The sequence below is a fragment of the Chitinivorax sp. B genome, from assembly GCF_005503445.1.
Taxonomy (GTDB): domain Bacteria; phylum Pseudomonadota; class Gammaproteobacteria; order Burkholderiales; family SCOH01; genus Chitinivorax.
In genome coordinates, this window is the sequence record NZ_SCOH01000002.1 from 200798 (window position 1) to 226427 (window position 25630).

The following is a 25630-nucleotide window of genomic DNA, read 5'->3' on the forward strand; positions in this document are numbered from 1 at the left end:
TTTATGAGAGTTTAAAGCCGGCTACGGAACCTTTCAGTTCTGCCGCCAGACCCGTCAACTGACCGATCTGTACAGCGGTCTGTTTGGTACCGGCAGTGGTCTGCTCGGTAATGTTCAAGATGTCCGTCATCGAATGGGATACATCATCCGCCATCTTCGACTGCTCCTGGGTTGCGCCGGAAATGCGTTGAATCAGCGATGCCAGATCGCGCGATACCTGACGAATCTCCAACAAAGCCTGACCCGCCGCATCAGACAGCTTCGCACCTTCAACTACACCCTGGGTGGATACTTCCATCGCCGCTACCGCATCGTGGGTATCGCTCTGAATGGTCTTCACAATCGCGCCGATCTGCTTGGTCGCTTCAGCAGAACGTTCCGCCAGTCGTTGTACTTCTTCTGCAACCACAGTAAAGCCTCGACCTGCTTCACCGGCCGACGCGGCCTGAATCGCCGCGTTCAGCGCCAGTACGTTGGTCTGTTCGGTAATATCGGAAATCAGTTCAACGATTTCGCCAATTTCCTGTGAGCTTTCACCCAGTCGCTTAATCCGTTTCGCAGTCTCTTGGATCTGTTCACGAATTTCGTTCATACCCTTAATTGAGTTATCCACCGCCTGCGTACCTTTTTCCGCAGCTTGCAGCGATTGCTCCGCCACTCGGGCTGACTCGGAAGCAGTATCTGCTACGTCCGAAATCGACTGTGCCATTTCCTGTACACGGTTGTTGGCAGTCACAATTTCGGTCGACTGGCGTTGTGCAGCATCCAGCAGTTCATTCGAAATCGACTGCGCTTGCGCCGCAGCGCTTGTTACCTGCTCGGTAGCCTTGTTAATACCGATAATCAGCGAACGGAGTTCGTCAATCGTATAGTTCATGGAATCAGCGATCGCCCCGGTCAGGTCTTCCGTCACCGACGCACGTACGGTCAAGTCACCATCCGCCAAGTCCGACATTTCATTCAGCAATCGCAGAATCGCTTCCTGGTTCCGTTTGTTTTCACGTTCAGATTCCAGACGACGTCGCTGTGCTTCGGCCGCGTTCACACTACCCAACATTACCAACGACGCTACCGCGCCCATGCCAAATAGGGCAATCAGTGCGTAGGTAAGTGCGCTGCCACCTTGCAACTGATATGCATCCGCTAGCTTCTGGGAGTCTTTCAGCAGGTTTTCACTCTCGGCAAAGATCGTCTGGTTAGCCAAACGGGTGTTCACCAAGTTCTGCATGTTTCGGGAGAAGGTACTGACCACCGTTTCAAAGTCTTTGAAGAGTTTCTTGATCTCTTCAAGCTTCTCACGGGTCTCAAGATGTTTCACCGGGGTCAGCCGTAATTCCTCACTACCGTCCAGCATACCTTGCAATGTGTCACGGAAAGTGTTGGCATCCTTACCCAGCAGAAACACCACTTCCGGGTTAATGATCTCACCCGCCAACATGGCGTTGGCGTTTTTCGCCATACGCTGCGTCAACACTACCATCTGTTCGGCCAATTCGCGATCGTGTTCAGGTGCGTTGGTTTCTTTCAGCAGTGAAACCAATTGCTGTGTTGCTTCCAGCAGCTTCGCATCATTGGCATTGATTGAGCTTACGCTCTTGGTAATCGTAACGATGGTCTGCTTGTTGTTCAGAATCGTTTCAACAGTTGGCGTACGCGGGTTAGGTAGAAAACTTGATTGCCATACTTTCTGAATCGAATTCAGGAAAGTGACCGGTGCACCCGTCGATTTGGGTACTGCATCACCACCATCACGCAGTAATGACAAGTTTTGACCAAACTGGGTGTAAGACTCTTTCAGCGTGTCAAACGCTTTCTCGTTACCTTGGATCGCTTGCGCTGCCGCACGTGCCATCCGTTGCGACAACATCTGCATCTCGGTAGAGGTTGCACGACGGATTGAATTATGGTTTGACGAACGGATGTCCCACAATACCAGCGCACCAGCACATGCCAGACACACCACAATACCGGTGGTGAAAATGGTTGACTGACGACGAGTTGGCAAATGGCCAATCAACGGTAGCGGTGCCGGCATGTCGGAATCGCTTGTAGTACGAAGCTTTTCGATGATGGAGACAGTCTTGGACGGATCGAACGGGCGATCGCCGCTACCATCGCCGCCACGGCCAGTCAACTTGCCGAACAGATTTTTAATGTTGTCGGATAACGCCATTTTTCTTTCTCTCCCTCACCGAACAAGTCGGGGACGACTGAATTTTGGAATCACGCGGCAACCTGCAGAAATTGCGGGTGTGTTGTCAGCGCGGAAATATCAAGCACGTTCCAGACGATACCGTCCTGATCGCGCAACTTGCCCCCCAGCCACGGCGGGCTGTCCGGCGGTACATCCAGGGTCTCCATACTCTGCAAACCGCGCAAGCCCAGCATTCTGGTCACCAAAAGCGCAGAGTTGGAAATGAAATGCGGATTGACCAACAGCAGACGGCTACTGCTGGTCAATACTGAATACTCGCCGCCAAAGAAAGCAGGAAGATCAATCACGCTGTATAAATTACCGCGGACATTGGCTACGCCCCGAAACCAGTTGTGGGTCAACGGTACTGGGGCCATTTCCGTCAAGGCAACAACTTCGCTGGTGTCCTGCAGATCAACTACCCAGCGTTCGTTACCGATCTGCAAACCGAGTTTGGATGCTGACGCCGTGGTCGATGCCAGCGAGGTCTGCAACTTGGCAACCACACTTTCCTGATATTCCCTGAGGCTGATTTTTTTTGCCATAAGGTGGGCGCTCCCGCTTGCTTTTCTGGTATTTAGCCCAGTGCCGAAATCTTCTGCAGCAACTCTTCCTGATTAACAGGCTTGACGATGTAGTCTTTTGCACCTTGGCGCAGACCCCAGATCTTGTCGGTTTCTTGGCCTTTGGTGGTACACATGATCACGGGAATATGCTTGGTCGCTTCTTCTCGGGTAATCGTACGGGTTGCCTGGAAACCATTCAGGCCGGGCATTACGACATCCATCAGGATGAGGTCTGGCAATGCCACTTTCGACTTGGTCACTGCTTCCTCGCCACTCTCAGCCGTAACGACCTCAAAACCGTTACGAGTCAGCATTTCGCTCAAAACGTGGCGCTCAGTCGGAGAGTCGTCCACAACCATGATTTTCTTGATCGGCATTTTGTATTTCCTCGATACACGATGATGTCTATTCAGAATTAGCCCGGCTGCCTGGCATGCTGGCCAACAGCCTGCAACAGGCTATCTTTGGTGAATGGTTTGGTCAGATATTCGTCAGAGCCTACCATGCGACCGCGCGCCCGGTCGAACAAGCCATCCTTGCTGGATAGCATGATGACCGGCGTGGCCTTGAAACGCGGATGCTTTTTGATCAGCGAACACGTCTGATAACCATCCAGGCGCGGCATCATGACATCGACGAAGATCAAGTCGGGATGAAAGTCGGTGATTTTCGCCAGCGCGTCAAAACCATCTTCTGCCAGGATGACTTCGCAGCCAGCCTGACCAAGGAAAATCTCCGCACTGCGTCTGATGGTGTTGCTATCGTCAATCACCATAACCTTGACGCCCTTCAGATCCGTTGTACCAGTCACACAACCTCCTTGGCATTCCGTTTAGCACGAACCGAATGGCACCGCACCAAGCGGCATTGCCGCGAATTGGGGGTAGATGATACGTCCACCCTGTTGCGGCAATGAAATTTTATTCGGGGTTTAATTCGTTTTTATGCGATACCACGCGGATGGGCAAGTTCCGGAAGCGTCCGCAAACCCACGCGCGGTAATTAATGTTAGCGCATTTTTTAGGACTTGCTAATGTTCAGCATGCCGTATTCATCAAATACGTTACCAAGACAACAAAGAAAAACCCCGGCCTAAAGGGGAAAGCCGGGGTGAAACGCCTTAACGAGTAAGGCACCCGCTCAGGGAGGAGAAGCGGGAGGCGGAAAGTCTCGCCTACTACCTAAGATAGTTCATTCATGCGAGAGTTCCAATGAATTTGTCAATTAATTTAAACTATTGAATATCAATCAATTTTTATCCAGTCGCAAATCGCTTTCTCCAGCTCCTCGACCCCTGTTTTCTTCAGGCTGGAGAACAATTGCACAGAACAATTCGAGTGTTCTGCCAAGGCTTTTCGTACTGAATTTAGAGCTAATACTTGTTGTTGGCGGGTCAACTTATCCGCTTTGGTCAGTACAACGTGAACGGGTTTGCCAGTCGGCAAAAACCACTGCAACATCTGAACATCAAGATCCTTCATCGGATGACGTGAGTCCATCAGCAGAACCAAGCCCTTAAGCGGTCCTCGGGTTTGCAGATATTGACCCAGCAACTTTTCCCAATGTGCTCTGACCGCTACAGGAACTTGGGCATAACCATAACCAGGTAAATCTACCAAGTAGGCTTCGTCACCAAACGAAAAATAGTTGATATGCTGTGTACGGCCTGGTGTTTTTGAGACAAAGGCCAAACGAGTATGATTTGCCAGCGTATTAATAGCACTTGACTTGCCGGCATTGGAACGGCCAGCAAAAGCAATTTCGGCCCGAGTATCGGGTAAATCACGCAGATGGTTGACGGTGGTATAGAACTGTAATCGAGAGAAGAGTGACATTCACAATCCGTGCGCTGGTATCGCTTTGATAAGTTGGGATAGAATAACAGGTTTGAATCGAAATCTACTTTTGCAGATGCAAGGAGCCCGTATGAAATTCCGCATGGTGGCCTTCATTACCGCCGGCTTAGCAGTCTCCGGAGCCGCGTTGGCCGGGACCAAAGCTGATCCAGCAAAAGGCCAGCAGATCGTGCAGCAAGTTTGCGTTGCCTGTCATGGCACCGACGGTAACAGCAGTGCGCCGGTCAACCCAAACTTGGCCGGCCAGCATCCGGAGTATCTCTTCAAGCAGTTGAAGGAATTCAAGGAAAATAAGCTGCGCAAGAATCCGACCATGTTGGGCATGGTGGCGAATCTAAGTGAAGAGGACATGCGGAACGTTTCGGCGTTTCTGGCTGACCAGAAGCCCAAAGTACGGGAAGGCACCAAACCCGATCTGCAGGACCTTGGCAAGAAGATCTACAAAGCCGGCAACCCCGCGACGGGCATACCTGCCTGTGCAGCCTGTCATGGCCCAAAAGGTAATGGGATGCCAGCCCAGTTCCCGCGCCTAGGTGGTCAGCATGCCGAGTACACCATTGCTCAACTGACCGCCTTCCGCAAGGGTGAGCGTGCCAATGATCCTAACGAAACCATGCGCCAAATTACCTTGAAGATGACCGACAAGGAAATAGAAGCCGTTGCCAATTACATGGTTGGCCTGCGCTGATTTACTGACGCCAATCAAAGCGTACAAGGGTGGCTTAGGCCACCCTTGTTTACATTCGCCAATCGCAGAAATGCCATTGGCAAGTGTTGTGATGTTCCCAAACGGATTGATATTTTGCGCCGCCAGACGTTTCCCCGCGCGTTGTACGAGTTACTAAGCTCGATGCGCTTTGCCATCACTTTGTTGACGGTCATCGCCATTGCTTCGGTAATCGGCACCGTGTTACAACAGAACCAACCCTATCCTGCCTACACCATCGAATTTGGTCCATTCTGGTTCGAAGTGTTCCGCACACTGGGCTTATACGATGTTTACCATGCTGGCTGGTTCCTGGCGATTCTCTTGTTTCTGGTGATTTCCACCAGCCTGTGCATTTATCGCAACCTACCGGGCATGTTGAAAGACATGCGTAGCTTTCGCGAACATGCCGGTGAATCTTCACTCAAGTCTTTCTCACATCATGCCATCCTGCCGATTGGCGATCCAGCAGCACCATTGTCAGCCCTAAGCCAATACCTGACAGCCAAAGGCTATCGCTTCAAACAACAGGACCAGACAAGTGGTGCCATTTTACTAGCAGGCAAAACAGGAAGCGCACAAAGACTTGGTTACTTTTTCGCGCATGCAGCAATCGTATTGATCTGCATTGGCGGCCTGATCGATGGCAATATTCCGCTGCAACTACAGCAACTGACTGGCTCTAAGCGTGCGGAAACACGTGATATACCACAGAGCCAAGTCCCTACAATCAGCCGTCTACCACAGGACACTCTGTCTTTTCGGGGTAATGTCACCATCCCCGCCGGTAGTGAAACTGATGTCATGTTTATCAACGTTGGCAACGGTTATATGGTGCAAGAGCTGCCATTCAGCATCAAACTGAAACAGTTCCATATTGAACATTACTCCACAGGCCAACCCAAGCTGTTTGCCAGTGATGTTGTTGTTACCGACAAGGCAACCGGAACGACTGCCGAAGGTACAGTCAAAGTCAACCATCCGTTAATTTTCAATGGGGCGGCTATCTATCAAGCCAGTTTTGGTGATGGTGGCTCTGGGCTTGAATTGGCGCAATGGGCGCTACGTGGTGATGGCACACAGCCAGTGCCGTTCAAATCACGTTCGCAAACGGCTATATCGATTACACTCGGCAGCAAACCTTACACGCTGGAGTTTGGAGACTTCCGCCCATTCAACATTGAGAATTTCAGCAAAAATCCCGAGCCAAGTAGTGGCATGGCTGGCCAATTAGCCAGCGCGGTCGAAAATGCAATGCAGGTTCGATCTGAGAAAAGCTTGCGCAATGTTGGCCCAAGTATCCAGTTCAAACTTCGCGATGAGACTGGGCAGGCACGTGAGTACATGAACTATATGCAACCAGTGTTACTGGATGGGCAAAGCTATTTTGTCAGTGGCATGCGTACGCAACCAGGCGACCCGTTCCAGTATCTGCGCATCCCGGCTGACGACAACCTGGAAATCAACGGCTTCATGCGACTGAAAGCTGTACTGACCAGCCCACAGCACATTGACAAGCTGGTTGACGCCACCCGGAAAACCATTCTGAGTGCAGACGCCATGTCTGCCAAGAGCGGGGAGCAATTTGCACTTGGGGTGTCATGGGTATTGAGCCAGTTTGCCAAAGGCGGATTTCCAGCCCTCGATAAAACACTCCGTGACAATGTTCCACAAGACAAACGAGATACCATTGCACGAACTTATCTGCAAATTTTGCAGGGTGTCGCAGTAGAAGCTGACAAACTTTCGCGGGAACAGGCAGGCTTACCAGTCAAGCCGATGACACCTGAACATTTCCGTTTTATTGTCGATAGCTTGGTCGCCATCAGCACCAGCTTCGACTATGGCGAACCGGTATACCTGCAACTCACTGGCTTCGACGAAGTCAAAGCCAGTGGTTTTCAAGTTACTCGTGCCCCGGGGCAGAATATTGTCTACCTTGGATCATTAATGTTGATTCTGGGCGTTTTCGCCATGTTCTACATTCGGGAACGCAGGGTATTTATCTTGATCAAACCGGAAGAATTGGTCCTGGCTATGTCGGCCAACCGCAAGCACGCCGAATTTGAGCGCGAATTCAAGCAGATCCGGCAAGACATCGAACAGATCACCCAAATCGCTCGTCATTAAGGTGCACACCATGGAACTTGCACAACCGTATCGAGAACCTGGCTTATTGGCCCGGCTCAATTGGTTTGATTGGCTCTACGCCGCGGTACTGATGCTCAGCGCAGGCTGGGCATGGACGCAGTATGGCAACTACATGGATGGTTACGAAAAAGGCATCCTGATCCTGGCTGCAATATCCATGGCAGCATTCGGCTGGTACTGGAAACCCATACGCTTACTGCTGCCTGCCGCAGGCCTCCTAGCTCTGCTCGCCACCCAACAATACGCAGGTGAGTTGACACGGGCCAATCAGGTTTTTCTGCTGAAGTATCTGATCGCCAGCCAGCCAGCCATCATGTGGATGTGTGCCTTGTTCTTCCTGGCTACTGGTGCGTATTGGTTAGGGCTGCTCAGTCGTAGTGAATTTGCTACCCGTACTGGCAGTGGCTTGACTTGGGCTGCAATCACCATGGGCCTGACCGGAATGCTGGTACGCTGGTTCGAAAGCTACTTGCTGGGTAGTGATGTTGGCCACATTCCGGTATCCAACCTGTATGAAGTATTTGTCCTGTTCTGTCTGATCACCGCCTTGATGTATCTTTACTATGAAGGCCGCTATGCATCCCGCCAGTTGGGCGCATTCGTCTTGCTGGTGATTTCGGCAGCAGTGGGCTTTCTGCTCTGGTATTCGTTCGACCGGCAGGCTCATGAGATCCAGCCACTGATCCCTGCCTTGCAATCATGGTGGATGAAGCTGCATGTACCTGCAAATTTTGTAGGCTACGGTGCATTTGCCATGTCTGCCATGCTGGGCATTGCCTATTTACTCGCGACAGGGGAGCCCACCCACGCGGGTCGTTATTGGGTTGCCATCGCCATCTTAGCGATCGCCGGGATCGTACTGAATACAATGGCTGGCACTTGGGCACAAAGTGCACACTACTGGGGTAAAGCTGCAATCACTGTAGCCGTACTGTTGATGGTACAGGCAAGTCGAGGCAAGCTTGCACGCTTTTTGCCACAGCCTGTAATGATTGAAGAAATCAGCTATAAGGCCATCGCCATCGGCTTCGCCTTCTTCACCATTGCCACCGTCTTAGGCGCAATGTGGGCGGCCGATGCCTGGGGTGGTTACTGGTCATGGGATCCAAAAGAGACCTGGGCGCTGATTGTGTGGCTCAACTATGCAGCATGGCTACATATGCGTTTAATGAAAGGTTTGCGCGGCACAGTCTTGGCTTGGTGGGCAGTAATCGGGTTGTTTGTTACTACCTTTGCCTTTTTGGGCGTGAATATGTTCCTGACTGGTCTGCATTCCTACGGTTCGCTATAACGTTGCTGCCAGCTGCTTGACGTACCAAAGTGGCCACGACTAAACTACTGGCCACTTTCCTTTTATCGCTGCTGATCTGGAAAGACTATTTTCACCCCCAAATTGTGGGTGCTGATGCACGTCTTTTTGAAAGCAGCATAGATGTACAAACTTTCTCGGCTTGAAAAAGCTTTTTTGCGTTCGGGCATCGAACTGTCCCGCAACGGCAACATCGTTTCTCTTATCCGCCAACACGGCGATACTCAAGCCACGATATTGCTTCCTGAGGCCTTCCCTCTTGAAGAAAAAGCAGTTCGGCAACTATTGGATTTTGCCTCCGTGCATGTCCCCGGTCAGTCTGGACACGTCTGCAAAGCCTGCGCAACTCCTGACTTCCATCCCGGAAGTATTGCACCTGTTGGTAGCGTAGTCGCCACCACGCCCGATCTGATCATTCCCGCTGCAATTGGCACCGACATCAACTGCGGCATGCGACTATTAAGTACTGGCTTGTCACTTGCTGAAGTCGAAGCAAAGCGTACACCACTGTTGAACAAGCTCACCCATACCTTGTTACAGAATGGGCGAGACGTACCAATGACATCTCGCGCCTTTACCGCCTTGTTCGACGACAGCCCAGCAGCTTGCCTGGATCAGCTTGGCCAGCAAGGGTTATGGGCTCGTGTTGACCATAATCGATTGAGTGACGAACTGACTGGATGTATTGGCCTGCATGAAATGCAAGGTCACCGACGCTTTGCGCCCGAAGCTTTGATGCCTACAACCCGGGATACTTTGCGTGATCCATGTCTTGGCACGCCAGGTAGCGGAAATCACTTCGTCGAGTTGCAGGTGGTCGAAACACTGATAGACCGTCATACCGTGTATCAATATGGGCTAAAGCCAGATGAGATCGTAATCATGATCCATAGCGGCTCCCGTAATGTTGGTTTCTTTGTTGGCCAACGTTGGATGGATCGTGCCAAGGCAGCTTGGCCGAAGGGCATCAAGCACCCAGGCTCTGGGCTTTATGGCTTGACTGGCCATTTGGCCAGTGAATACCTGCAGGCCATGGGTGTTGCGGCCCGCTACGCTTGGTTGAATCGTGTAGTACTGTCGGAAATGGTACGCGATTGTCTACAGCAGGTTTTTCAACAGGATAACAGCCGAATGATCGTAGATATTCCCCACAATGTTGTACTGAGAGAGCAAGGCCTGAATATTCATCGTAAAGGGGCAACACCTGCCCGCAATGGTGATCTGGCTCTGATCCCAGGGTCAATGGGTGACCATTCCTATTTGGTCTGTGGGTTGGGAAATGCAGATTGGTTATGGTCATGCAGCCATGGGGCGGGGCGTAGCATACGTCGACAGGCGATGCGCGCTGTCAAATCCGTCGGCGACAGCAATTTACCCTGGCACTGCGTCACCTTACGGGAAGAGCGGAAGGTGGAAGAAGCACCGGCAGCCTATAAACCGATTGGACCTGCCATTGAAGTACAGGAAAGTCATGGCCTAATTCGTCCCGTCGCCAAGTTTCGACCTTGGGTCACCTTCAAGGCTTAAACAATATGCCTGATCACATTAATTAGGCATAGAATTTATACAAAAATATTATATAGAAGAAAGAAATGGCACATGACAAACACGACAATACAACTCAGTAAATTCCTGAGCTACGTGCTCCGACATGACCCAGGGTCTATTGGCCTCACGCTGGATGAGCATGGTTGGGCCGATGTCAATATGCTGCTTAGCCAAGCCAATGCAGCTGGTCAATCAATCACGATGGACTTACTGCAACAAGTAATACGCGACAATGACAAACAACGATTTGCACTCAGTCCGGATGGCAAAATGATCCGGGCCAACCAAGGTCATTCCATCAAGGTCAATTTGGCATTGGAAGACATCGAGCCGCCTCAGCAACTTTTTCATGGTACCGCAACCCGCTTTTTGGAGACCATCCGGCGACAAGGTCTGAAACCAGCGTCCCGGCATGACGTCCACCTTTCAGTGGATAGGGAGACCGCCGTCAAAGTAGGTTCGCGCCATGGCACACCGGCCGTACTGATCATCGACAGTACAAGCATGTACCGCGATGGCTATACATTCCAGTGTTCGGCAAATGGCGTGTGGCTTACCCAACAAGTGCCTGCACAATACATCCTGTTTCCAGATCAGTTTCCGAACCATCAGAGTAAACAATGAGCAGCAACCAATCCATACTGCCATGGGGTAACTTGAAACAATTAGGTAACCCCATACCAATCACCTTCACCTACTCAATTCACTCATCACCACCAAGAGGAAACCGCATGAAACAACCGCCCGTGCTGCGTGATGGGCCCGTCACATTGAAGATGGCAAATGATGGAGATGTGCCAGAGTTGATTGATTACTACCAACGTAACCAAGTCTTCCTGCGGCCATTTTCACCACCCTGGCCGGAAAACATGTTTGAACCCGATATATGGCCTGGTCGTCTTGCAGCACAGTGGGATGAGTTCTTGCAAGGCAGGGGCTGCAAGCTCTATTTGTTTGACGGCACTCGAATCATTGGCTCTGTTGGCCTGTCTGGTATTCAACGCGGCCCGTTCCAAGCATGCTTCCTGGGCTACGAACTAGATGAGCATGTACAAGGCAAAGGCCTGGCAACCCGGGCCGTCAAACTGGTGACCCACTATGCATTTGTCGAGCTGGGCCTGCATCGCATTCAGGCCAATTACATGCCCGCCAACGAACGCAGCGGCAAATTATTGAGGCGCTGTGGTTTCACTGTGGAAGGGTACGCACGGGATTATCTCTACATCAATGGCACGTGGGCTGACCATGTGCTCACTTCCCTGACAAATGCGGACTTATTGAAACCCTGATCGGATCGAAATGATTGGGACGTTGTGAGTGGCCGCCAATAAAGGATGTAGCCAGCCATCAATCCTATGGTCAACGATCAGACCTGACACCCAATCACACTGAGCCGACAATGTTTAAAAGCCGTAACACAGGCACAATCAGGAAACCTCAAGTCAGTTTGCACCATGACATCAAGACTCAAGTGGCCAGGGGATGTCGACACTTGGCCCGGCTGCAAATCTGATAGTACGTTCGTCGAATGCTGACTGATACTGGAAAGTTACAAACGCTTGCAAGCCGACCAGTGTTTGGAGAGCAGCATAGGTGCCATCCCAATTTGCGGACAAAACAAAGGGCAACCTAAGCTGCCCTTGTCACCTGCATTAAGCGCCCTATTTTTTGATAGCGCGATGCCCAATGTCTTTACGATACTGCATTCCAGCAAACGTGATCTGTTCAGCCAACTCGTATGCACGCTTTTGTGCAATCCGCACACTATCGCCCAAAGCCGTAACACAAAGTACTCGGCCACCGCTGACCGCCACCTGCTTTTGGTCATTCAATGTCGTACCAGCGTGAAAGACATGTGCATCCTCGCCATTTTTGGCCTGACTGGCAATCACATCCCCTTTACGAGGGCTGTCAGGATAGCCTGAAGCGGCAAGCACTACGCCCAACGCCACTCGGCGATCCCATTCTGCTTCTACCTTGTCCAGACGCGACTCAACTGCTGCTTCAACCAAATCCACCAAGTCCGACTTCAAACGGAACATGATGGGCTGAGTTTCCGGATCACCCATGCGGCAGTTGAACTCCACCACATTGACTTTGCCATCTTCGCCAATCATCAGGCCAGCATACAAGAAGCCGGTATAGGGAATACCGTCCTTCGCCATACCTGCCACGGTAGGGAGAATCACTTCGCGCATCACACGGGCATGCACCTCCGGCGTCACGACGGGGGCTGGGGAATATGCGCCCATACCACCCGTATTCGGGCCCTGGTCGCCATCCCGCAATCGCTTGTGGTCTTGGCTGGTTGCAAGTGGCAACACATTGTAACCATCCACCATGACAATGAAGCTGGCCTCTTCGCCTACCAGAAAATCCTCAATCACGACTCGTGCGCCAGCATCGCCCATCTTGTTATCAAGCAACATCGCATCAATTGCCGCATGGGCTTCATCCAATGTCATCGCCACAATGACACCCTTACCAGCAGCTAGTCCATCAGCCTTGATGACAATGGGGGCACCACGCTCAGCGACATAGTCATGCGCCTCCTGAGCAACGGCGAAAGTACGGTATTGTGCTGTCGGAATACCATGGCGAATCATGAAAGCCTTGGCAAAGTCCTTTGACCACTCCAATTGCGCTGCACTACGAGTCGGGCCAAAAATCTTAAGGCCTTCCACACGGAATGCATCCACCACGCCTTGTGACAATGGCGCTTCCGGACCAACTACAGTCAGCTCAACATTTTCCTGTTTTACAAAGGCAATCAGATCAGGAATGGCCGTGATGTCAACATTCACCAAACCTTCTTCCTGGGCCGTACCGGCGTTGCCCGGTGCAACATATACACGCTGCACTTTCGGCGACTGCGCAAGCTTCCAGGCCAACGCATGTTCACGGCCGCCGGAGCCGATGACCAAAACTTTCATCAAACGATCCTGTTCCAACAATACAAAAATAAATGCCCTTCCCTCAGCATAGCCAAGCCGCCGCACAGGCGACGGCCCATAAGCTTAGTGGCGGAAGTGGCGAGTGCCGGTCAGCACCATAGCAATGCCGTGCTCGTCGGCAGCTGCGAAAACTTCTTCGTCACGCATTGAGCCTCCGGGCTGAATAATAGCTTTGATACCGTTCTCGGCAATCACGTCCACCCCATCTCGGAACGGAAAGAATGCATCCGATGATGCAACGGCACCAGTCAAAGGTAAACCAGCATTCGCCGCCTTGATCGCAGCAATCTTAGTGGAATCTACGCGGCTCATCTGCCCAGCGCCAATACCAGCTGTCTGACCATTCTTAGCGAAGACAATTGCATTGGATTTAACGAATTTGGCAACACGCCATGCAAACAACAAGTCCTGCAACTCAGCCGGGGTCGGTTGACGTTTCGTCACCACACGTAGTTCATCCAAGCCCACGTTACGGGTATCAGCACTTTGCACCAGCAAACCACCACCTACGCGCTTCAAATCATATGGATTGCAGCCTAAATGCATCGGCACTTCCAACACACGGACATTGATCTTTTTAACCAGCAATGCACGAGCTTCAGCGGTATAAGCTGGAGCAATCAACACCTCCAGGAACTGGGCCGATACAGCTTCCGCTGTCACTGCATCAACTTCACGGTTGAATGCGATGATTCCGCCAAATGCACTGGTGGTATCCGTAGCAAATGCCAGCTTGTAGGCAGTCAGTGTATCGCTTGCTACAGCGATACCGCAGGGGTTTGCATGTTTGACAATGACACAGGCCGTCTGGTCGAAGGTTTTAACCGCTTCCCACGCTGCGTCAGCATCAGCGATGTTGTTGTAGCTGAGTTCCTTACCCTGATGCTGGGTGTAATTGGCGATGGTACCCGGCACTGCGACCAGATCACGATAGAAGGCAGCTTTCTGGTGTGGGTTCTCGCCATAGCGCATGTCCTGCACTTTTTCGACATTGATATTGAAACGGTCTGGGAAATCGGCGGTTGGTCTATTTTCGTGATCGCGGCCAGTCAAGTAATTGCTGATTGCGCTATCGTATGCCGCAGTATGCGAAAACGCCTTGCATGCCAGTTTGAAGCGGGTGGGCAGGCCCAACGCGCCTTCGTTAGCCTTCATTTCTTCCACCAATGCAGTATAGTCGGCCACATCAGTCACAATGGCTACATGGGCATGGTTCTTTGCGGCAGAACGGACCATGGCCGGACCGCCGATGTCGATATTTTCGATGGCATCTTCCAACGCACAATCAGGCTTGGCCACAGTTTGGGTAAACGGGTACAGGTTCACACAAACCAAATCGATATTACCGATACCATGTTGCGCCATCGTGGTGACATGCGTAGCTAAGTCACGGCGACCGAGAATTCCACCGTGGATTTTAGGGTGAAGCGTCTTGACCCGACCATCCAACATCTCGGGAAAGCCGGTGTAGTCAGCAACTTCGATAACCTTCAAGCCATGATCGGCAAGTAGTTTGGCAGTACCGCCGGTGGACAGGATTTCAACACCGAAAGCGGCCAGGCTTTTGGCAAACTCCAGCACGCCGGTTTTATCGGACACGCTGATCAGGGCTCGTTGGATTTTGGTCATGATGGTCATCGTCGTTACAGGTGAATCGGATAAAGATCAATATAGATCAGCGCCTTAGGCCAGATCGTAGTCTTTCAGCTTCTTGCGCAGGGTGTTGCGATTAATACCCAACAATTCAGCAGCTTTAGTTTGGTTACCTTGGGCATGGGACAACACCACTTCCAGCAGCGGTTTTTCAACGCACGCCAATACCATATCGTAAATGGCAGAGGGCGCTTCCCCATCCAGATCATGGAAATACTGCTCCATCGCCCGCTTGACCGCGGCCGAGATTTGCTCGTTACCTTGCATACCTTTCCCTATTTGTATGGATATCGCCGGCCTTGCCCGCTTGTGTGGGTCTAAACAGGCCTGAGCATTATTGTTACGCCGCCAGTGGTTCTTCTGATACTGCCTCTGATTCGTATACCAAGCGCTCACCCTGCTCGGCGAGCTGATCAAAGTAGCGTTGCACCGCCTGATGTTGTTCGATGGTCGATTCCAATTGATACATGGCTTGGCGGAATTCATTCGAACCACGCAAGCCTTTGGTGTACCAAGCAATGTGCTTACGGGCGATGCGCACGCCGGAATACTCGCCATAGAACTGGTGCAGATCATCCAGATGCGTCAGCAACACACTGCGAATCTCTGCCACCTCGGGTGGCGGCAATAACTCACCAACAGCCAGATAATGTGCAATCTCACGGAAAATCCATGGTCGGCCTTGTGCGGCACGCCCAATCATGATGGCATCTACCCCAGTGGCGGCTAGGATTGATTCAGCCTTTTGCGGTGAATTGATATCGCCATTGGCGATAACCGGAATTTGAATACTGCGCTTCACTTCACGAATCAGCTCATAACGAGCCGATCCGTTGTACATGTCTTCACGTGTACGCCCATGTACGGCCAGTGCGGCAATACCCGCGTTTTCAGCCATTTTGGCCACACGCAGGATATTTTCCTCACCGTTTCGAAAACCCAGGCGGGTTTTCAAAGTAACAGGCACATCCACCGCACCCACTACCGCATCCAGAATGCGTGCAACCAGCTCTTCATGCTGAAGCAGCGCCGATCCGGCCATCACATTGCATACCTTCTTGGCAGGGCAGCCCATGTTGATATCAATGATCTGTGCACCATGTGCAACATTGATGCGTGCCGCTTCTGCCATCTGCTCCGGAATCCCACCGGCAATCTGCACAGAGACAGGAGCGATCTCACCCTGATGATTGGCGCGCCGCTTGGTTTTCTCAGATCCCCATAAGAGTGAATTCGACGTAATCATCTCGCTGACAGCATGTCCAGCCCCAAACCGTTTGCACAGCATGCGAAACGGCCGATCAGTCACGCCAGCCATTGGGGCAACGATCAGATTGTTCTTGAGGATATGGGGACCAATACGCATGCGAGGTTTCACTGGCGGAAAGGTGCGTATTTTAATCGTTTCATACGCTGCCGCCAAAGACATTTTGCACAAAATTTAAGCGGGGACATCACGCATAGCCCCATATTACTTACTAGATATGAAATATTGCATCGCATCAATTATTAACAGAGTTCCGCCAGTTTTTTCACTACAATTCAGGGATAACATATTGCATTGCAACAAATCGATTTAGGAGGGAAAGATGCATAACCCAAAAATCCTAAGCTGGCTCAGTAAACGTGCAGGCATCAGCGAGGAACAGGCACATTGCCTATGGCTACGGGCGGTTCGGCGTGCCGAGCTATACTTTGATGAGACTGAACGAGCCACGCCAGCTTACTGGCAATTTGCACTCAGAGAATTACGTACAGCGCTTGACCAGATCGGGCGTCAGCACCAATGGCATCATGATGTACCTGCACACGTTCCGCAGTGGCTGACAGAAGTAGCGGAGTGGCAAGCCAACTACCTGATGAACTCCATGCTAATCTGGCGCAATGTCACACTGGCTTCGTCACGGGCTTGGGCAAATGCATGGCAACAGTCTCGGGCTGCATAAGCAGGCCCGTCAACAGCGTCTGTTATTCGTCAGGAGGTGGCCCGATAATATCCCCCATGGTTTCAGCCTGCTTGCTGGACAGATATTCCACCCGCGCTGACTTACGCAAGGCGGTCAACAGTTGCTGGGCAGTCTCGGCACGCTTGGTGTTTTCCAAATAACGCGCAATCATGGGTTTGGCCTCAGCCAAACTCAATGACCGAGGTGAAGCCGCCAAAATGTTCATCACCGTCAGCATTTGCTTGTTCCCGGCAATCACCACATCACCGGCCTCTGCACGTTGCAGGTCAGCATGCAGATAATCCGGTATTTGTTCTGCACCAGCAGTTCCATCAGCTGCACGAAACTTATAACCGGCAGCTTCCAATCCAACCGTCAACTCGCTTAGCCCTTTTCCGACTTGCAGTTCACGTTTCAGATGCCGTTCCAACCCTGCTCGAGGTTCAACAACATTGATGCTTCGAAAGGTAAAAACCCGCCGATTGCTGAACAATATCGGGTGCTGATCATAATACCTGGCGATTTCGTCATCGCTTGGTTTGCCAGCGGCATGCTTTTCCAACAAAGCTTGCGTCAGTACTTGGCGACGAGCGGCGGCCAGCGCATCCTTCACTGCCCAATCCTGGTCAATCCGCTCTTTTTCGGCCAAATCTGCCAATAGTTGCTGATCAACCAATGAATCAAGCATTTGCCGCGCAGCGGTTGTCGGTTGGCCAGCGCGCTGCAATGCTCGATCTACTTGAATCTGACTGATTAGTGTGTCGTTGACACGAGCAAGTGGGGCTGACTGTTCGCCATTACCCGTCACACGGCCACACCCGGCAACGATCATGCAGATTCCCATCCCTAAGCACAGCCATAATCGAGTCACATCGAATTCTTTTTTCATATCAGGAGCTCGCCATTTAGCTATCAAGTGTCCGGTACGTTTGAATGATGTAAACCATGACCGCCAAAGTGAAACGATTACATCCCTACACCCAAGACATAACACACCAGAATAAGACCGCCAGACACCAACAGTGCCATAGCCAGAGCCCGGGTAAATTCAGCAACCTTGGCACGCTGCCCAGGGCGTAGCAGCCATTGAAAGATAAAGACCAATACCAGTGCCAGTAACGCAAACCGCAATAATCGGCCAGTCATGTCAACGCAATGCTAAAAAGCGACGAGGATTGAGTGGTACACCGTTGTATCGCACTTCAAAATGGAGATGTGCGCCTGTGGACTTGCCACTGGAGCCCACTTCAGCAATTTTTTGTCCTTCTGCCACAGTTTGCCCTTTTACTACCAATAGACGCAGTGCATGGGCATAACGCGTGGTAAGCCCATTCGGGTGCTCCAGCTCCACAGTCCAGCCAAATTGTGGCATCAGGCCAGCACTCTTCACACGCCCTGCCTCCACCGCCAATATCGAAGTACCGATCGGCGCCTTGAAGTCAATACCGTTGTGCATAGCCAATCGCTTGGAGAACGGGTCCATCCGCAAGCCAAAATCAGATGTTGGCTGGATGCCTGCAACAGGCAACAAGCACTGCGCTCCTTGCCGCTTCATTTCCTTCAGTTCGTTCAGACGTTCGCCCAACGCAGTAGTCAGGACTTCCAGTCGACGCTGCAATTCGTCATTCCCAAGTTGTTCTGCCGGCTGCAATGCCAACGCAACAGCCGGTGTAATAGATGTCGCGCTACGATCATTGTCCGGTTGAGCCAGTAACAACGCTTCAAGCCGACGCCATTGGGTCTGCAACAACTGCAAACGCAAGCGCAGATCGCCCTGTTCGAAAGGATCAGCCTCTACGGGTTGTACAGGCGGTGCCAACAACGGCCCATCGGCCTCACGCTCATTTAACGCCCAATACCCTGCGGTGGCCATAGCCATCAACATCGCCAACGTTGCCATCACTGTCCGACGACGTTGACGTTTCAGGTAATCAGTAGGGGCGTAAGCGGGCCGCCGGTGGGTGGGTTGGTGCATGGTCTTCCTGTGAAAACAGCATTCTAACCGACTCGCTGCAGATAAACACAGCCCGCCTTGCGCAACGGGTATAATGGCACCAAGATCAACCGGTGGCTTTACCATGTCTCGACTTCTGATTCGTCGTGCCAGCCCGGAAGGGCGTGTCAAATCTGGCCGTTCGCCGCAACCGGCAGGCACGCCAATTGCAACCACAGCGACCACCATGCCCAACACCGTATCAGAAGCCAAGCCCGCCGACACTACTACGCCACAGCACGACAATGAACGAAAACGACGACCTGATTGAAGACTTGTTTGACAGCCCAGCACTTGATGAGGCTGGACCCGAGCCCTTGCCGGAGCCTGAACTCGAAACTGGCAACAATAGCGGCCAGCATGATGGCCCGCCACCTGCACTGACTGACTTCAACGACGATGCAGTCCCATTGGGCCTTTATGCTGAGCGGGCTTATCTGGAATATGCCGTCTCTGTCGTCAAGGGTCGTGCCCTGCCAGATGTCTGTGATGGCCAAAAGCCAGTCCAGCGCCGTATTCTCTATGCCATGCATGAGATGGGGCTGTCGCCCACTGCCAAACCCGTCAAATCTGCTCGTGTAGTGGGTGAAGTACTGGGTAAATTCCACCCACACGGTGATGTATCGGCCTACGATGCCATGGTGCGATTGGCGCAGGATTTTTCGCTACGCTACCCGCTGATCGATGGCCATGGCAACTTTGGCTCGCGTGATGGTGATGGTGCGGCAGCAATGCGTTACACCGAAGCACGGTTGACCAAGCTTGCTGAGTTGCTGCTGTCAGAAATCGATCGCGGTACCGTTGATTTCGTGCCCAATTATGACGGTGCTTTTGAAGAACCCAAGCTGCTACCCGCGCGCTTACCCATGGTATTGCTAAATGGCGCATCGGGTATTGCAGTCGGCATGGCAACAGAAATCCCTTCGCATAATTTACGTGAGGTAGCGGAAGCTGCTGTTGCGCTGATCAAAAAGCCGGAGCTCACCACGACTGACCTGTTGCAATACGTGCAAGGGCCGGACTTTCCTGGCGGTGGGCAGATCATCTCGCAGCCAAAGGATATTCAGGCAGCCTATGAAAATGGGCGTGGCTCGCTGACGGTACGGGCACGCTGGAAGATTGAAGAGCTGGCGCGCGGTCAGTGGCAGATCGTTGTCACTGAGCTGCCCCCCAATACCTCGTCACAGAAGGTATTGGAAGAAATTGAAGATCTGACCAATCCAAAAGTCAAAAAGGGTAAAAAGACGCTCACGCAAGATCAGTTGCAAACCAAGCAGTTGTTGTTGTCGCAACTAGATACGGTGCGTGATGAATCTGGCAAGGATCAGGCAGTGCGCTTGGTATTCGAACCCAAGTCATCCCGACAGAACGCCGACGAGTTCATGAACCTGCTGTTGACGCATACCAGCCTTGAGGGTAACTCCTCAATCAACATGGTGATGATCGGCATTGATGGTCGGCCACAGCAGAAATCCCTGAAACAGATCATTTCGGAATGGATCGACTTCCGCTTCCAGACTGTCACCCGCCGCACTCAGTATCGCTTGGGTGAGGTGGACAGCCGAATCCATATTCTGGAAGGCCGGTTGATTGTCTATTTGAACATTGATGAGGTGATTCGCATCATTCGCAATGCGGACGACCCGAAAGCCGATTTGATCGCCGCTTTCAGCCTGTCGGATCGACAGGCTGAAGACATCTTGGAAATCCGCCTACGCCAATTGGCACGACTTGAAGGCATCAAGATTGAGCAGGAGTTGGACAAGCTGCGAGGTGAAAAAGCAGAGCTGGAACATCTACTGGCTGATGGTGGTGCCATGCAAAAGCTGATCATCAGCGAAATCAAGACTGATGCCAAAACTTTCGGCGATGACCGCCGCACGCTGATCGAAACCACAGAACGTGCCAGTCTTACCCAGCAAGTGGTGGATGAGCCACTGACCATCATCCTGTCGAAAAAGGGCTGGATTCGTTCTCGTACCGGTCAAGGGCACGATGCGCAGAACTTCGGCTTCAAAGAAGGCGACAGTCTGTTTGTGGCGTTGGAATGCCGCTCTATCGAGCAAGTGATCCTGTTTGGTAGCAACGGCCGTGTATTCTCGCTATTGGCAGGACAAATCCCTGGTGGGCGTGGCGATGGCGTGCCAATTGCCACACTGATTGACTTGCCAGCGGGTGTGAAGGTTGTACAAGCCGTTGCTGGCAAAGGTGACCAACGCTACCTGCTGGCTGCCAGCAATGGTTATGGCTTTACCACTAAGCTTGAGAACCTGGTCAGCCGCGTCAAAGCGGGTAAACAGTACATCACGTTGGATGACGGTGATACCTTGTTGCCCCCGTTTCTGTTTGATGACAATACTCCGCCATTCCTGGCGGCATTATCGAAGGAAGGCCGTCTGCTGTTGTTTACCCGTGACGAGATGAAAGAACTGACTGGCGGGGGCAAAGGTGTACAGATCATGAGTCTGGACAATAGCGATAGCTTGCTCGATTTGGCCTTCACCAATGGGCATCAGTTAAACATTACCGGCAAATCAGCACGTGGCAAAGACACAGCAGAACGTTTTGATGTGATGGAGCTGGCGCAATGCCAAAGCAAACGTGGCCGTAAGGGTAAGGTATTGAGTCTGAACTTTGCACCGCTTGGATTTTCTGTAGAGCACTGAGTCTCGTACCACAAACAACAATGGGCCGTAACGGCCCATTGTGTTACTGCTGACCCGCCCGCCGCTAAAAATACTTCTTCAAATCCATCCCAGCATACATTGAAGCGACCTGATCACCGTAACCGTTGAACATCACCGTTTTGCGCTTGAAGAATTCACCGATGCGACGTTCGCTGGCCTGACTCCAGCGCGGGTGGTCCACCTGTGGATTCACGTTGGAAAAGAACCCATACTCTCGCGGATTGGCGCTCATCCAGCTACTTATGGGCTGTTTTTCCACCAAGCGGATTCGGATAACGGACTTGGCACTCTTGAAGCCATACTTCCAGGGCACCGCGATACGAATCGGTGCACCATTCTGATTTGGCAATAATTCACCGTAAAGCCCAAGCGTCACCAAAGTCAACGGATTCATTGCCTCATCAATCCGTAACCCTTCGACATATGGCCAATCCAGTACAGCATTACGTTGCCCGGGCATTTGCTCAGGTCGCTTCAAGGTAGTAAATTCCACATACTTAGCTTTGCTGGTCGGTTCAACCCGTTTCAGTATCTCCGACAGCGAATAACCAATCCACGGGATAACCATTGACCACCCCTCGACACAGCGCAATCGATAGATGCGCTCTTCCAAAGGGGCCAACTTCATGATTTCGTCCAGATCAAAGGTCTTGGGCTTCATCACCTCTCCTTCTACCCTGACTGTCCAAGGCCGGGTGACCAACTTGCCCGCATTGACAGCAGGGTCGCCCTTGTCAGTGCCAAACTCATAGAAGTTGTTGTAGGTGGTGATTTCTTGCTTGGTGTTGGGTTTATCAGCTGTTGAAAATCGGCTGGGTACCGTTGCCAGTTTAGCCTCAACCGGCCCACTAACACCCGCCAACACCAGACCCGCAGCCCCGGCTGCAGTCATGAAGTCACGGCGGGACAAGTACAAAGCCTTATCGGTAATTTCACTGGGCAAGATATCGGTAGGGTGACGGATCAGCATGTTGGTATCTCCACGTTTTGCATTGGTCGCATGTATTGACCATGCATTACAGCTTCGACCCAATTCCCCAGAAAAATTCCTTGATCGGCATACCTGACATTGATCGAACATATCATTGACCAGAATAGGGCTGATCTGGTCAATACATCAACACATCACCAGATAGAGTTAATATTCTAGTAAAATCCATTACTCTTGCGTTCCATGAGACTTGGTCATGTTCAACCTACGTTTCGGCTCGTTACTTGCCTGTGTTCTAATCACGTCAGTTCACGCTGAAACACCTGTCAACCATTTTGACACCCCACCCATTCATGATGCGTTGCACCTGAAAAATCAACGGCCGGTTGCAAGTGCGACATCACGAGAGTTAGGGGAACATGGTCAAACCATCATTACGGTATTGATTAGACGGGACGGTACTTTGCAGGATGCCAAGATCAAGCAATCATCAGGCTTTCCACGACTGGACAATCTGTCATTGGACACGGTCAAGGTCTGGAAATTTGAACCAGGCAGGCGTGATGGCGTACCTGTTGTTGCATCGGTCGACATCCCGTTCGATTTCCCACCCGGTGATACGGCCAACAGCATCATTGTTGCTAACGTTAGCTCTCGTAAAGATGCGCCAGAGCTCTGTGGCCACCACTTTCCGAACCCTGATAAATGGCTGCCACTGAAATCGGAACAACCTCCGGTCAATGACTATCCCAAGACGATTCAGGACCGCGCCATTCCCATCAATCGCTGGGATAAGGAATTCGATTTCGATAGCGGGACTAGCCCTTATCTGGCTTTCGAGCTCCCACGTTATGAAATGCCTTACAAAATCAAAGTCACCAGCGTACCTAGTCCCAAGCTGTTCTACCCGATTTTTGCTTTGCTTGATCGGCAGAAACGCGTAACCCGGTGTATTGCCACAGGCCATCAGTTCATCACCGGCAATTGGTCACGCCATCCCAACTACGTGATCGAACTGCCTATTGACCGAGATTCCCGCCGGGATCGCTACCTGATCGTTTTTACAACGGCATTTCAGGCAAATAACGTCGTAACAGACAAAGAGAGCTATACGTTAGCAAGTGTGGTGAATAACTATATACTAGCAATGCTGGGTGCAAAACCGGGCGATCCCCCGCCGATTCCGCATGGCTACTATGGCATGCTGCGTCTTGAAGAAAAGCCGTTGAATATCACAAAGAAACCGGTCGCAGATAGGCATGCACACTAGACACCTACGATGGCGACATCACACTACGTCAAGCATTTTGTTGACCACGTTTAATGAAAATGCAGCAGAGCTGGAGAGATCAATGCCATGCTAAGCAGATGTCTGCTTGAACTGGTATGCAACGTAGCCGACTACTTCCCGTGAAAGTGAGTACACATCCCGCCATTCATAGTATTCAGCATGCATGTGTCCTGCACTTTCAACCCCAAATTGACGCAGTGCCAGACGAAACCGGGCAAGATGAAAATACTGGCTGACCAGAATTGGGCGTTGAAATCCTTTGTTCTGCATCAGTGATGCTGTAAATCTGGCTGTTTCATAGGTATTGGTACCTTGGTTATCGGTAAAGATAACAGGGTCTGGCACACCTCGGCTAACCAGATAAGCCTTCATTACCGCCGCTTCATCAAAGCCTTCTTTACCAATTCCACCACTCACCAGAATGGCTGTGCAGTAACCATCCCGATACAGCTTGAGGGCTGCATCAAGCCGACCCTGAAGCCGCCCGGAAGGCGTACCATCCAGATTCACCGTATTACCTGGCACAACGGCCAAATCCGCAGGAACCAATCGGTCTTGCAAACCATACAGGCTGATTGCCAACGCACCGATCAGGAAACCGGCAACAGAACAGACCAACAGCCAGCGGCATACCCGCTTCAGCACAGCAAACATAAGTGGCAATTTCCGGATTGTCCTGGAATCAAATGCCCAATGACCAAGTCACGGTCAAACTGATCATCTTGCTCGTGATCAATCTTCACCCATTGCGGCCAACAGTTCAGCTTGGTGCTCGCTCAACAGGGCCTGTGTCAGCTCAAACAGGTCGCCATCCATGATGGCATCCAGCTTATAGAGGGTAAGGTTGATGCGATGGTCGGTCATGCGGCCCTGTGGAAAGTTGTAAGTGCGAATACGCTCAGAGCGGTCTCCAGAGCCAACCAGGCTCTTGCGAGTCGCCGCTTCTTTGGCCTGGCGTTCACGCAATTCCTTGTCTTTGATGCGAGCAGCCAACACAGACAAAGCACGCGCCTTATTCTTGTGTTGTGAACGATCATCCTGACACTCCACCACAATGCCGGTCGGCAGGTGGGTAATTCGTACCGCCGAGTCGGTCTTATTGATGTGCTGGCCACCTGCGCCACTAGCGCGGAAGGTATCAACACGGATGTCTTCGGTGCGGATTTCAACCTCAGCCATTTCGTCCGCCTCCGGCATGACCGCGACAGTGCAGGCTGATGTGTGAATGCGGCCCTGGGTTTCAGTAGCGGGCACACGTTGAACACGATGGCCGCCGGATTCGAATTTCAGTTTTGAATAGGCACCAAAACCGACAACACGAGCGATCACTTCCTTGAAACCACCTAAGTCTGATTCACTGGCAGAGATAATCTCGACCTGCCAGCGATTACGCTCTGCAAAGCGGGAATACATGCGAAACAAATCCGCTGCAAACAAGGCCGATTCGTCCCCGCCAGTACCCGCCCGAATTTCCAGGAAGATATTGCGTTCGTCATTGGGGTCGCGTGGCAACAGCAACATTTGCAGTTCGCGATCAAGTTGCTCAAGCTTGCCCTCGTTGTCTTCAATTTCGGCTTCGGCAAACTCTTTCATATCTGGATCAGACAACAGCTCCTGCGCTGTTTCGATATCGGCCTGGCATTGCTGGAAAGTATGATACAACGCTACCACCGGCGTGATTTCAGCGTGCTCGCGGTTCAGCTTGCGATATTGGTCCATATCACGCGTGGCCTCCTCACTGGCGAGCAACAAATTAACCTCATCCAAGCGATCGGCAAGTTGAGCGAGTTTGGCAGCAATACTGGGTTTCATGAATGTTCTTGAGGCACAGGCAAGGGCGCGATT

25 protein-coding genes and 1 pseudogene are annotated in these 25630 nt (G+C 51.8%); 11 read left to right on the top strand and 15 right to left on the bottom strand.

The genetic code is table 11. The features are described from left to right. Nucleotide 1 precedes the first annotated feature (1 nt). From FFS57_RS02355 to yihA, 5 genes are all read right to left on the bottom strand, one after another. Nucleotides 2–2173 carry a methyl-accepting chemotaxis protein gene (locus FFS57_RS02355; protein ID WP_137936148.1) on the bottom strand — a complete coding sequence of 724 codons (2172 nt, stop codon included), beginning with the start codon at nt 2171–2173 and terminating at the stop codon, nt 2–4. A 50-nt stretch (nt 2174–2223) separates the two neighbouring features. Next, nucleotides 2224–2739 (bottom strand): chemotaxis protein CheW, encoded by a 516-nt coding sequence (locus FFS57_RS02360; RefSeq protein ID WP_137936149.1) that lies wholly within the window; start codon nt 2737–2739, stop codon nt 2224–2226. A 32-nt stretch (nt 2740–2771) separates the two neighbouring features. Continuing rightward, complete coding sequence (locus FFS57_RS02365) at nt 2772–3137, bottom strand: response regulator (RefSeq protein ID WP_137936150.1); 366 nt, start codon at nt 3135–3137, stop codon at nt 2772–2774. 38 nt (nt 3138–3175) lie between these two features. Further along, on the bottom strand, nt 3176–3535 hold the full coding sequence (locus FFS57_RS02370; protein WP_137936199.1) for a response regulator: 360 nt from the start codon (nt 3533–3535) through the stop codon (nt 3176–3178). A gap of 469 nt (nt 3536–4004) precedes the next feature. Next, nucleotides 4005–4595 carry a ribosome biogenesis GTP-binding protein YihA/YsxC gene (yihA, locus tag FFS57_RS02375; RefSeq protein WP_137936151.1) on the bottom strand — a complete coding sequence of 197 codons (591 nt, stop codon included), beginning with the start codon at nt 4593–4595 and terminating at the stop codon, nt 4005–4007. A gap of 223 nt (nt 4596–4818) precedes the next feature. On the opposite strand from yihA, the pseudogene FFS57_RS26230 reads away from it, so the two are divergent. From FFS57_RS26230 to FFS57_RS02405, 7 genes and pseudogenes are all read left to right on the top strand, one after another. After that, a pseudogene (locus FFS57_RS26230) lies at nt 4819–4935 on the top strand (c-type cytochrome); the annotation flags it as partial. Between the two features lie 30 nt (nt 4936–4965). After that, on the top strand, nt 4966–5304 hold the full coding sequence (locus FFS57_RS26235) for a c-type cytochrome (RefSeq protein WP_502705892.1): 339 nt from the start codon (nt 4966–4968) through the stop codon (nt 5302–5304). Nucleotides 5305–5466: 162 nt separating this feature from the next. After that, complete coding sequence (locus tag FFS57_RS02385) at nt 5467–7452, top strand: cytochrome c biogenesis protein ResB (RefSeq protein ID WP_137936200.1); 1986 nt, start codon at nt 5467–5469, stop codon at nt 7450–7452. Nucleotides 7453–7462: 10 nt separating this feature from the next. After that, entirely contained in the window at nt 7463–8764 is a 1302-nt protein-coding gene (gene ccsB / locus FFS57_RS02390) for a c-type cytochrome biogenesis protein CcsB (RefSeq protein ID WP_137936153.1), read from the top strand. 141 nt (nt 8765–8905) lie between these two features. Beyond that, entirely contained in the window at nt 8906–10309 is a 1404-nt protein-coding gene (locus tag FFS57_RS02395) for an RtcB family protein (protein ID WP_137936154.1), read from the top strand. 72 nt (nt 10310–10381) lie between these two features. Further along, entirely contained in the window at nt 10382–10954 is a 573-nt protein-coding gene (locus tag FFS57_RS02400) for an RNA 2'-phosphotransferase (RefSeq protein WP_137936155.1), read from the top strand. 107 nt (nt 10955–11061) lie between these two features. Further along, nucleotides 11062–11619 carry a GNAT family N-acetyltransferase gene (locus FFS57_RS02405; RefSeq protein ID WP_171013518.1) on the top strand — a complete coding sequence of 186 codons (558 nt, stop codon included), beginning with the start codon at nt 11062–11064 and terminating at the stop codon, nt 11617–11619. Between the two features lie 372 nt (nt 11620–11991). On the opposite strand, the gene purD is transcribed toward FFS57_RS02405, so the two are convergent. The 4 genes from purD to dusB form a co-directional block, all read right to left on the bottom strand. Further along, a complete protein-coding gene (gene purD, locus FFS57_RS02410; RefSeq protein WP_137936157.1) occupies nt 11992–13263 on the bottom strand; it encodes a phosphoribosylamine--glycine ligase in 1272 nt (423 codons plus the stop codon). An 84-nt stretch (nt 13264–13347) separates the two neighbouring features. Further along, nucleotides 13348–14913 (bottom strand): bifunctional phosphoribosylaminoimidazolecarboxamide formyltransferase/IMP cyclohydrolase, encoded by a 1566-nt coding sequence (gene purH / locus FFS57_RS02415; protein WP_137936158.1) that lies wholly within the window; start codon nt 14911–14913, stop codon nt 13348–13350. Nucleotides 14914–14967: 54 nt separating this feature from the next. Then, nucleotides 14968–15204: a DNA-binding transcriptional regulator Fis gene (fis, locus tag FFS57_RS02420; RefSeq protein ID WP_137936159.1), complete on the bottom strand. Its 237-nt coding sequence runs from the start codon at nt 15202–15204 to the stop codon at nt 14968–14970. A gap of 73 nt (nt 15205–15277) precedes the next feature. After that, nucleotides 15278–16303 (bottom strand): tRNA dihydrouridine synthase DusB, encoded by a 1026-nt coding sequence (gene dusB, locus FFS57_RS02425; protein WP_137936160.1) that lies wholly within the window; start codon nt 16301–16303, stop codon nt 15278–15280. 223 nt (nt 16304–16526) lie between these two features. Here dusB and FFS57_RS02430 point away from each other — a divergent pair, with 223 nt between their 5' ends. Next, complete coding sequence (locus FFS57_RS02430) at nt 16527–16883, top strand: hypothetical protein (protein WP_137936161.1); 357 nt, start codon at nt 16527–16529, stop codon at nt 16881–16883. Nucleotides 16884–16905: 22 nt separating this feature from the next. Here the strand turns inward: FFS57_RS02430 and FFS57_RS02435 are convergent, their stop codons facing one another. The 3 genes from FFS57_RS02435 to FFS57_RS02445 all read right to left on the bottom strand — a co-directional run bounded on the left by FFS57_RS02435 (nt 16906) and on the right by FFS57_RS02445 (nt 18858). Beyond that, nucleotides 16906–17772: an EpsD family peptidyl-prolyl cis-trans isomerase gene (locus FFS57_RS02435; RefSeq protein ID WP_137936162.1), complete on the bottom strand. Its 867-nt coding sequence runs from the start codon at nt 17770–17772 to the stop codon at nt 16906–16908. Nucleotides 17773–17849: 77 nt separating this feature from the next. After that, the gene (locus FFS57_RS02440; RefSeq protein ID WP_137936163.1) at nt 17850–18029 is read right to left on the bottom strand and encodes a protein MIGRI; all 180 of its coding nucleotides are present in this window, start codon (nt 18027–18029) and stop codon (nt 17850–17852) included. Between the two features lies 1 nt (nt 18030). After that, nucleotides 18031–18858: a M23 family metallopeptidase gene (locus tag FFS57_RS02445; protein WP_249383850.1), complete on the bottom strand. Its 828-nt coding sequence runs from the start codon at nt 18856–18858 to the stop codon at nt 18031–18033. A gap of 103 nt (nt 18859–18961) precedes the next feature. Between FFS57_RS02445 and FFS57_RS02450 the strand changes: the two genes are divergently transcribed. Next, nucleotides 18962–19147, top strand: coding sequence for a hypothetical protein (locus FFS57_RS02450; protein ID WP_137936165.1), 186 nt, complete (start codon nt 18962–18964; stop codon nt 19145–19147). Beyond that, nucleotides 19122–21542 carry a DNA topoisomerase IV subunit A gene (gene parC / locus FFS57_RS02455; protein WP_137936166.1) on the top strand — a complete coding sequence of 807 codons (2421 nt, stop codon included), beginning with the start codon at nt 19122–19124 and terminating at the stop codon, nt 21540–21542. The genes FFS57_RS02450 and parC overlap by 26 nt, the downstream gene beginning before the upstream one ends. A gap of 64 nt (nt 21543–21606) precedes the next feature. On the opposite strand, the gene msrP is transcribed toward parC, so the two are convergent. Then, nucleotides 21607–22533: a protein-methionine-sulfoxide reductase catalytic subunit MsrP gene (msrP, locus tag FFS57_RS02460; protein WP_137936167.1), complete on the bottom strand. Its 927-nt coding sequence runs from the start codon at nt 22531–22533 to the stop codon at nt 21607–21609. Nucleotides 22534–22750: 217 nt separating this feature from the next. On the opposite strand from msrP, the gene FFS57_RS02465 reads away from it, so the two are divergent. After that, nucleotides 22751–23764 (top strand): TonB family protein, encoded by a 1014-nt coding sequence (locus tag FFS57_RS02465; protein ID WP_137936168.1) that lies wholly within the window; start codon nt 22751–22753, stop codon nt 23762–23764. Nucleotides 23765–23854: 90 nt separating this feature from the next. Here the strand turns inward: FFS57_RS02465 and FFS57_RS02470 are convergent, their stop codons facing one another. Then, nucleotides 23855–24439, bottom strand: a complete 585-nt coding sequence (locus FFS57_RS02470) for a YdcF family protein (RefSeq protein WP_137936169.1) — start codon at nt 24437–24439, stop codon at nt 23855–23857. Nucleotides 24440–24517: 78 nt separating this feature from the next. After that, nucleotides 24518–25597: a peptide chain release factor 1 gene (prfA, locus tag FFS57_RS02475; RefSeq protein ID WP_137936170.1), complete on the bottom strand. Its 1080-nt coding sequence runs from the start codon at nt 25595–25597 to the stop codon at nt 24518–24520. Nucleotides 25598–25630: the final 33 nt, after the last annotated feature.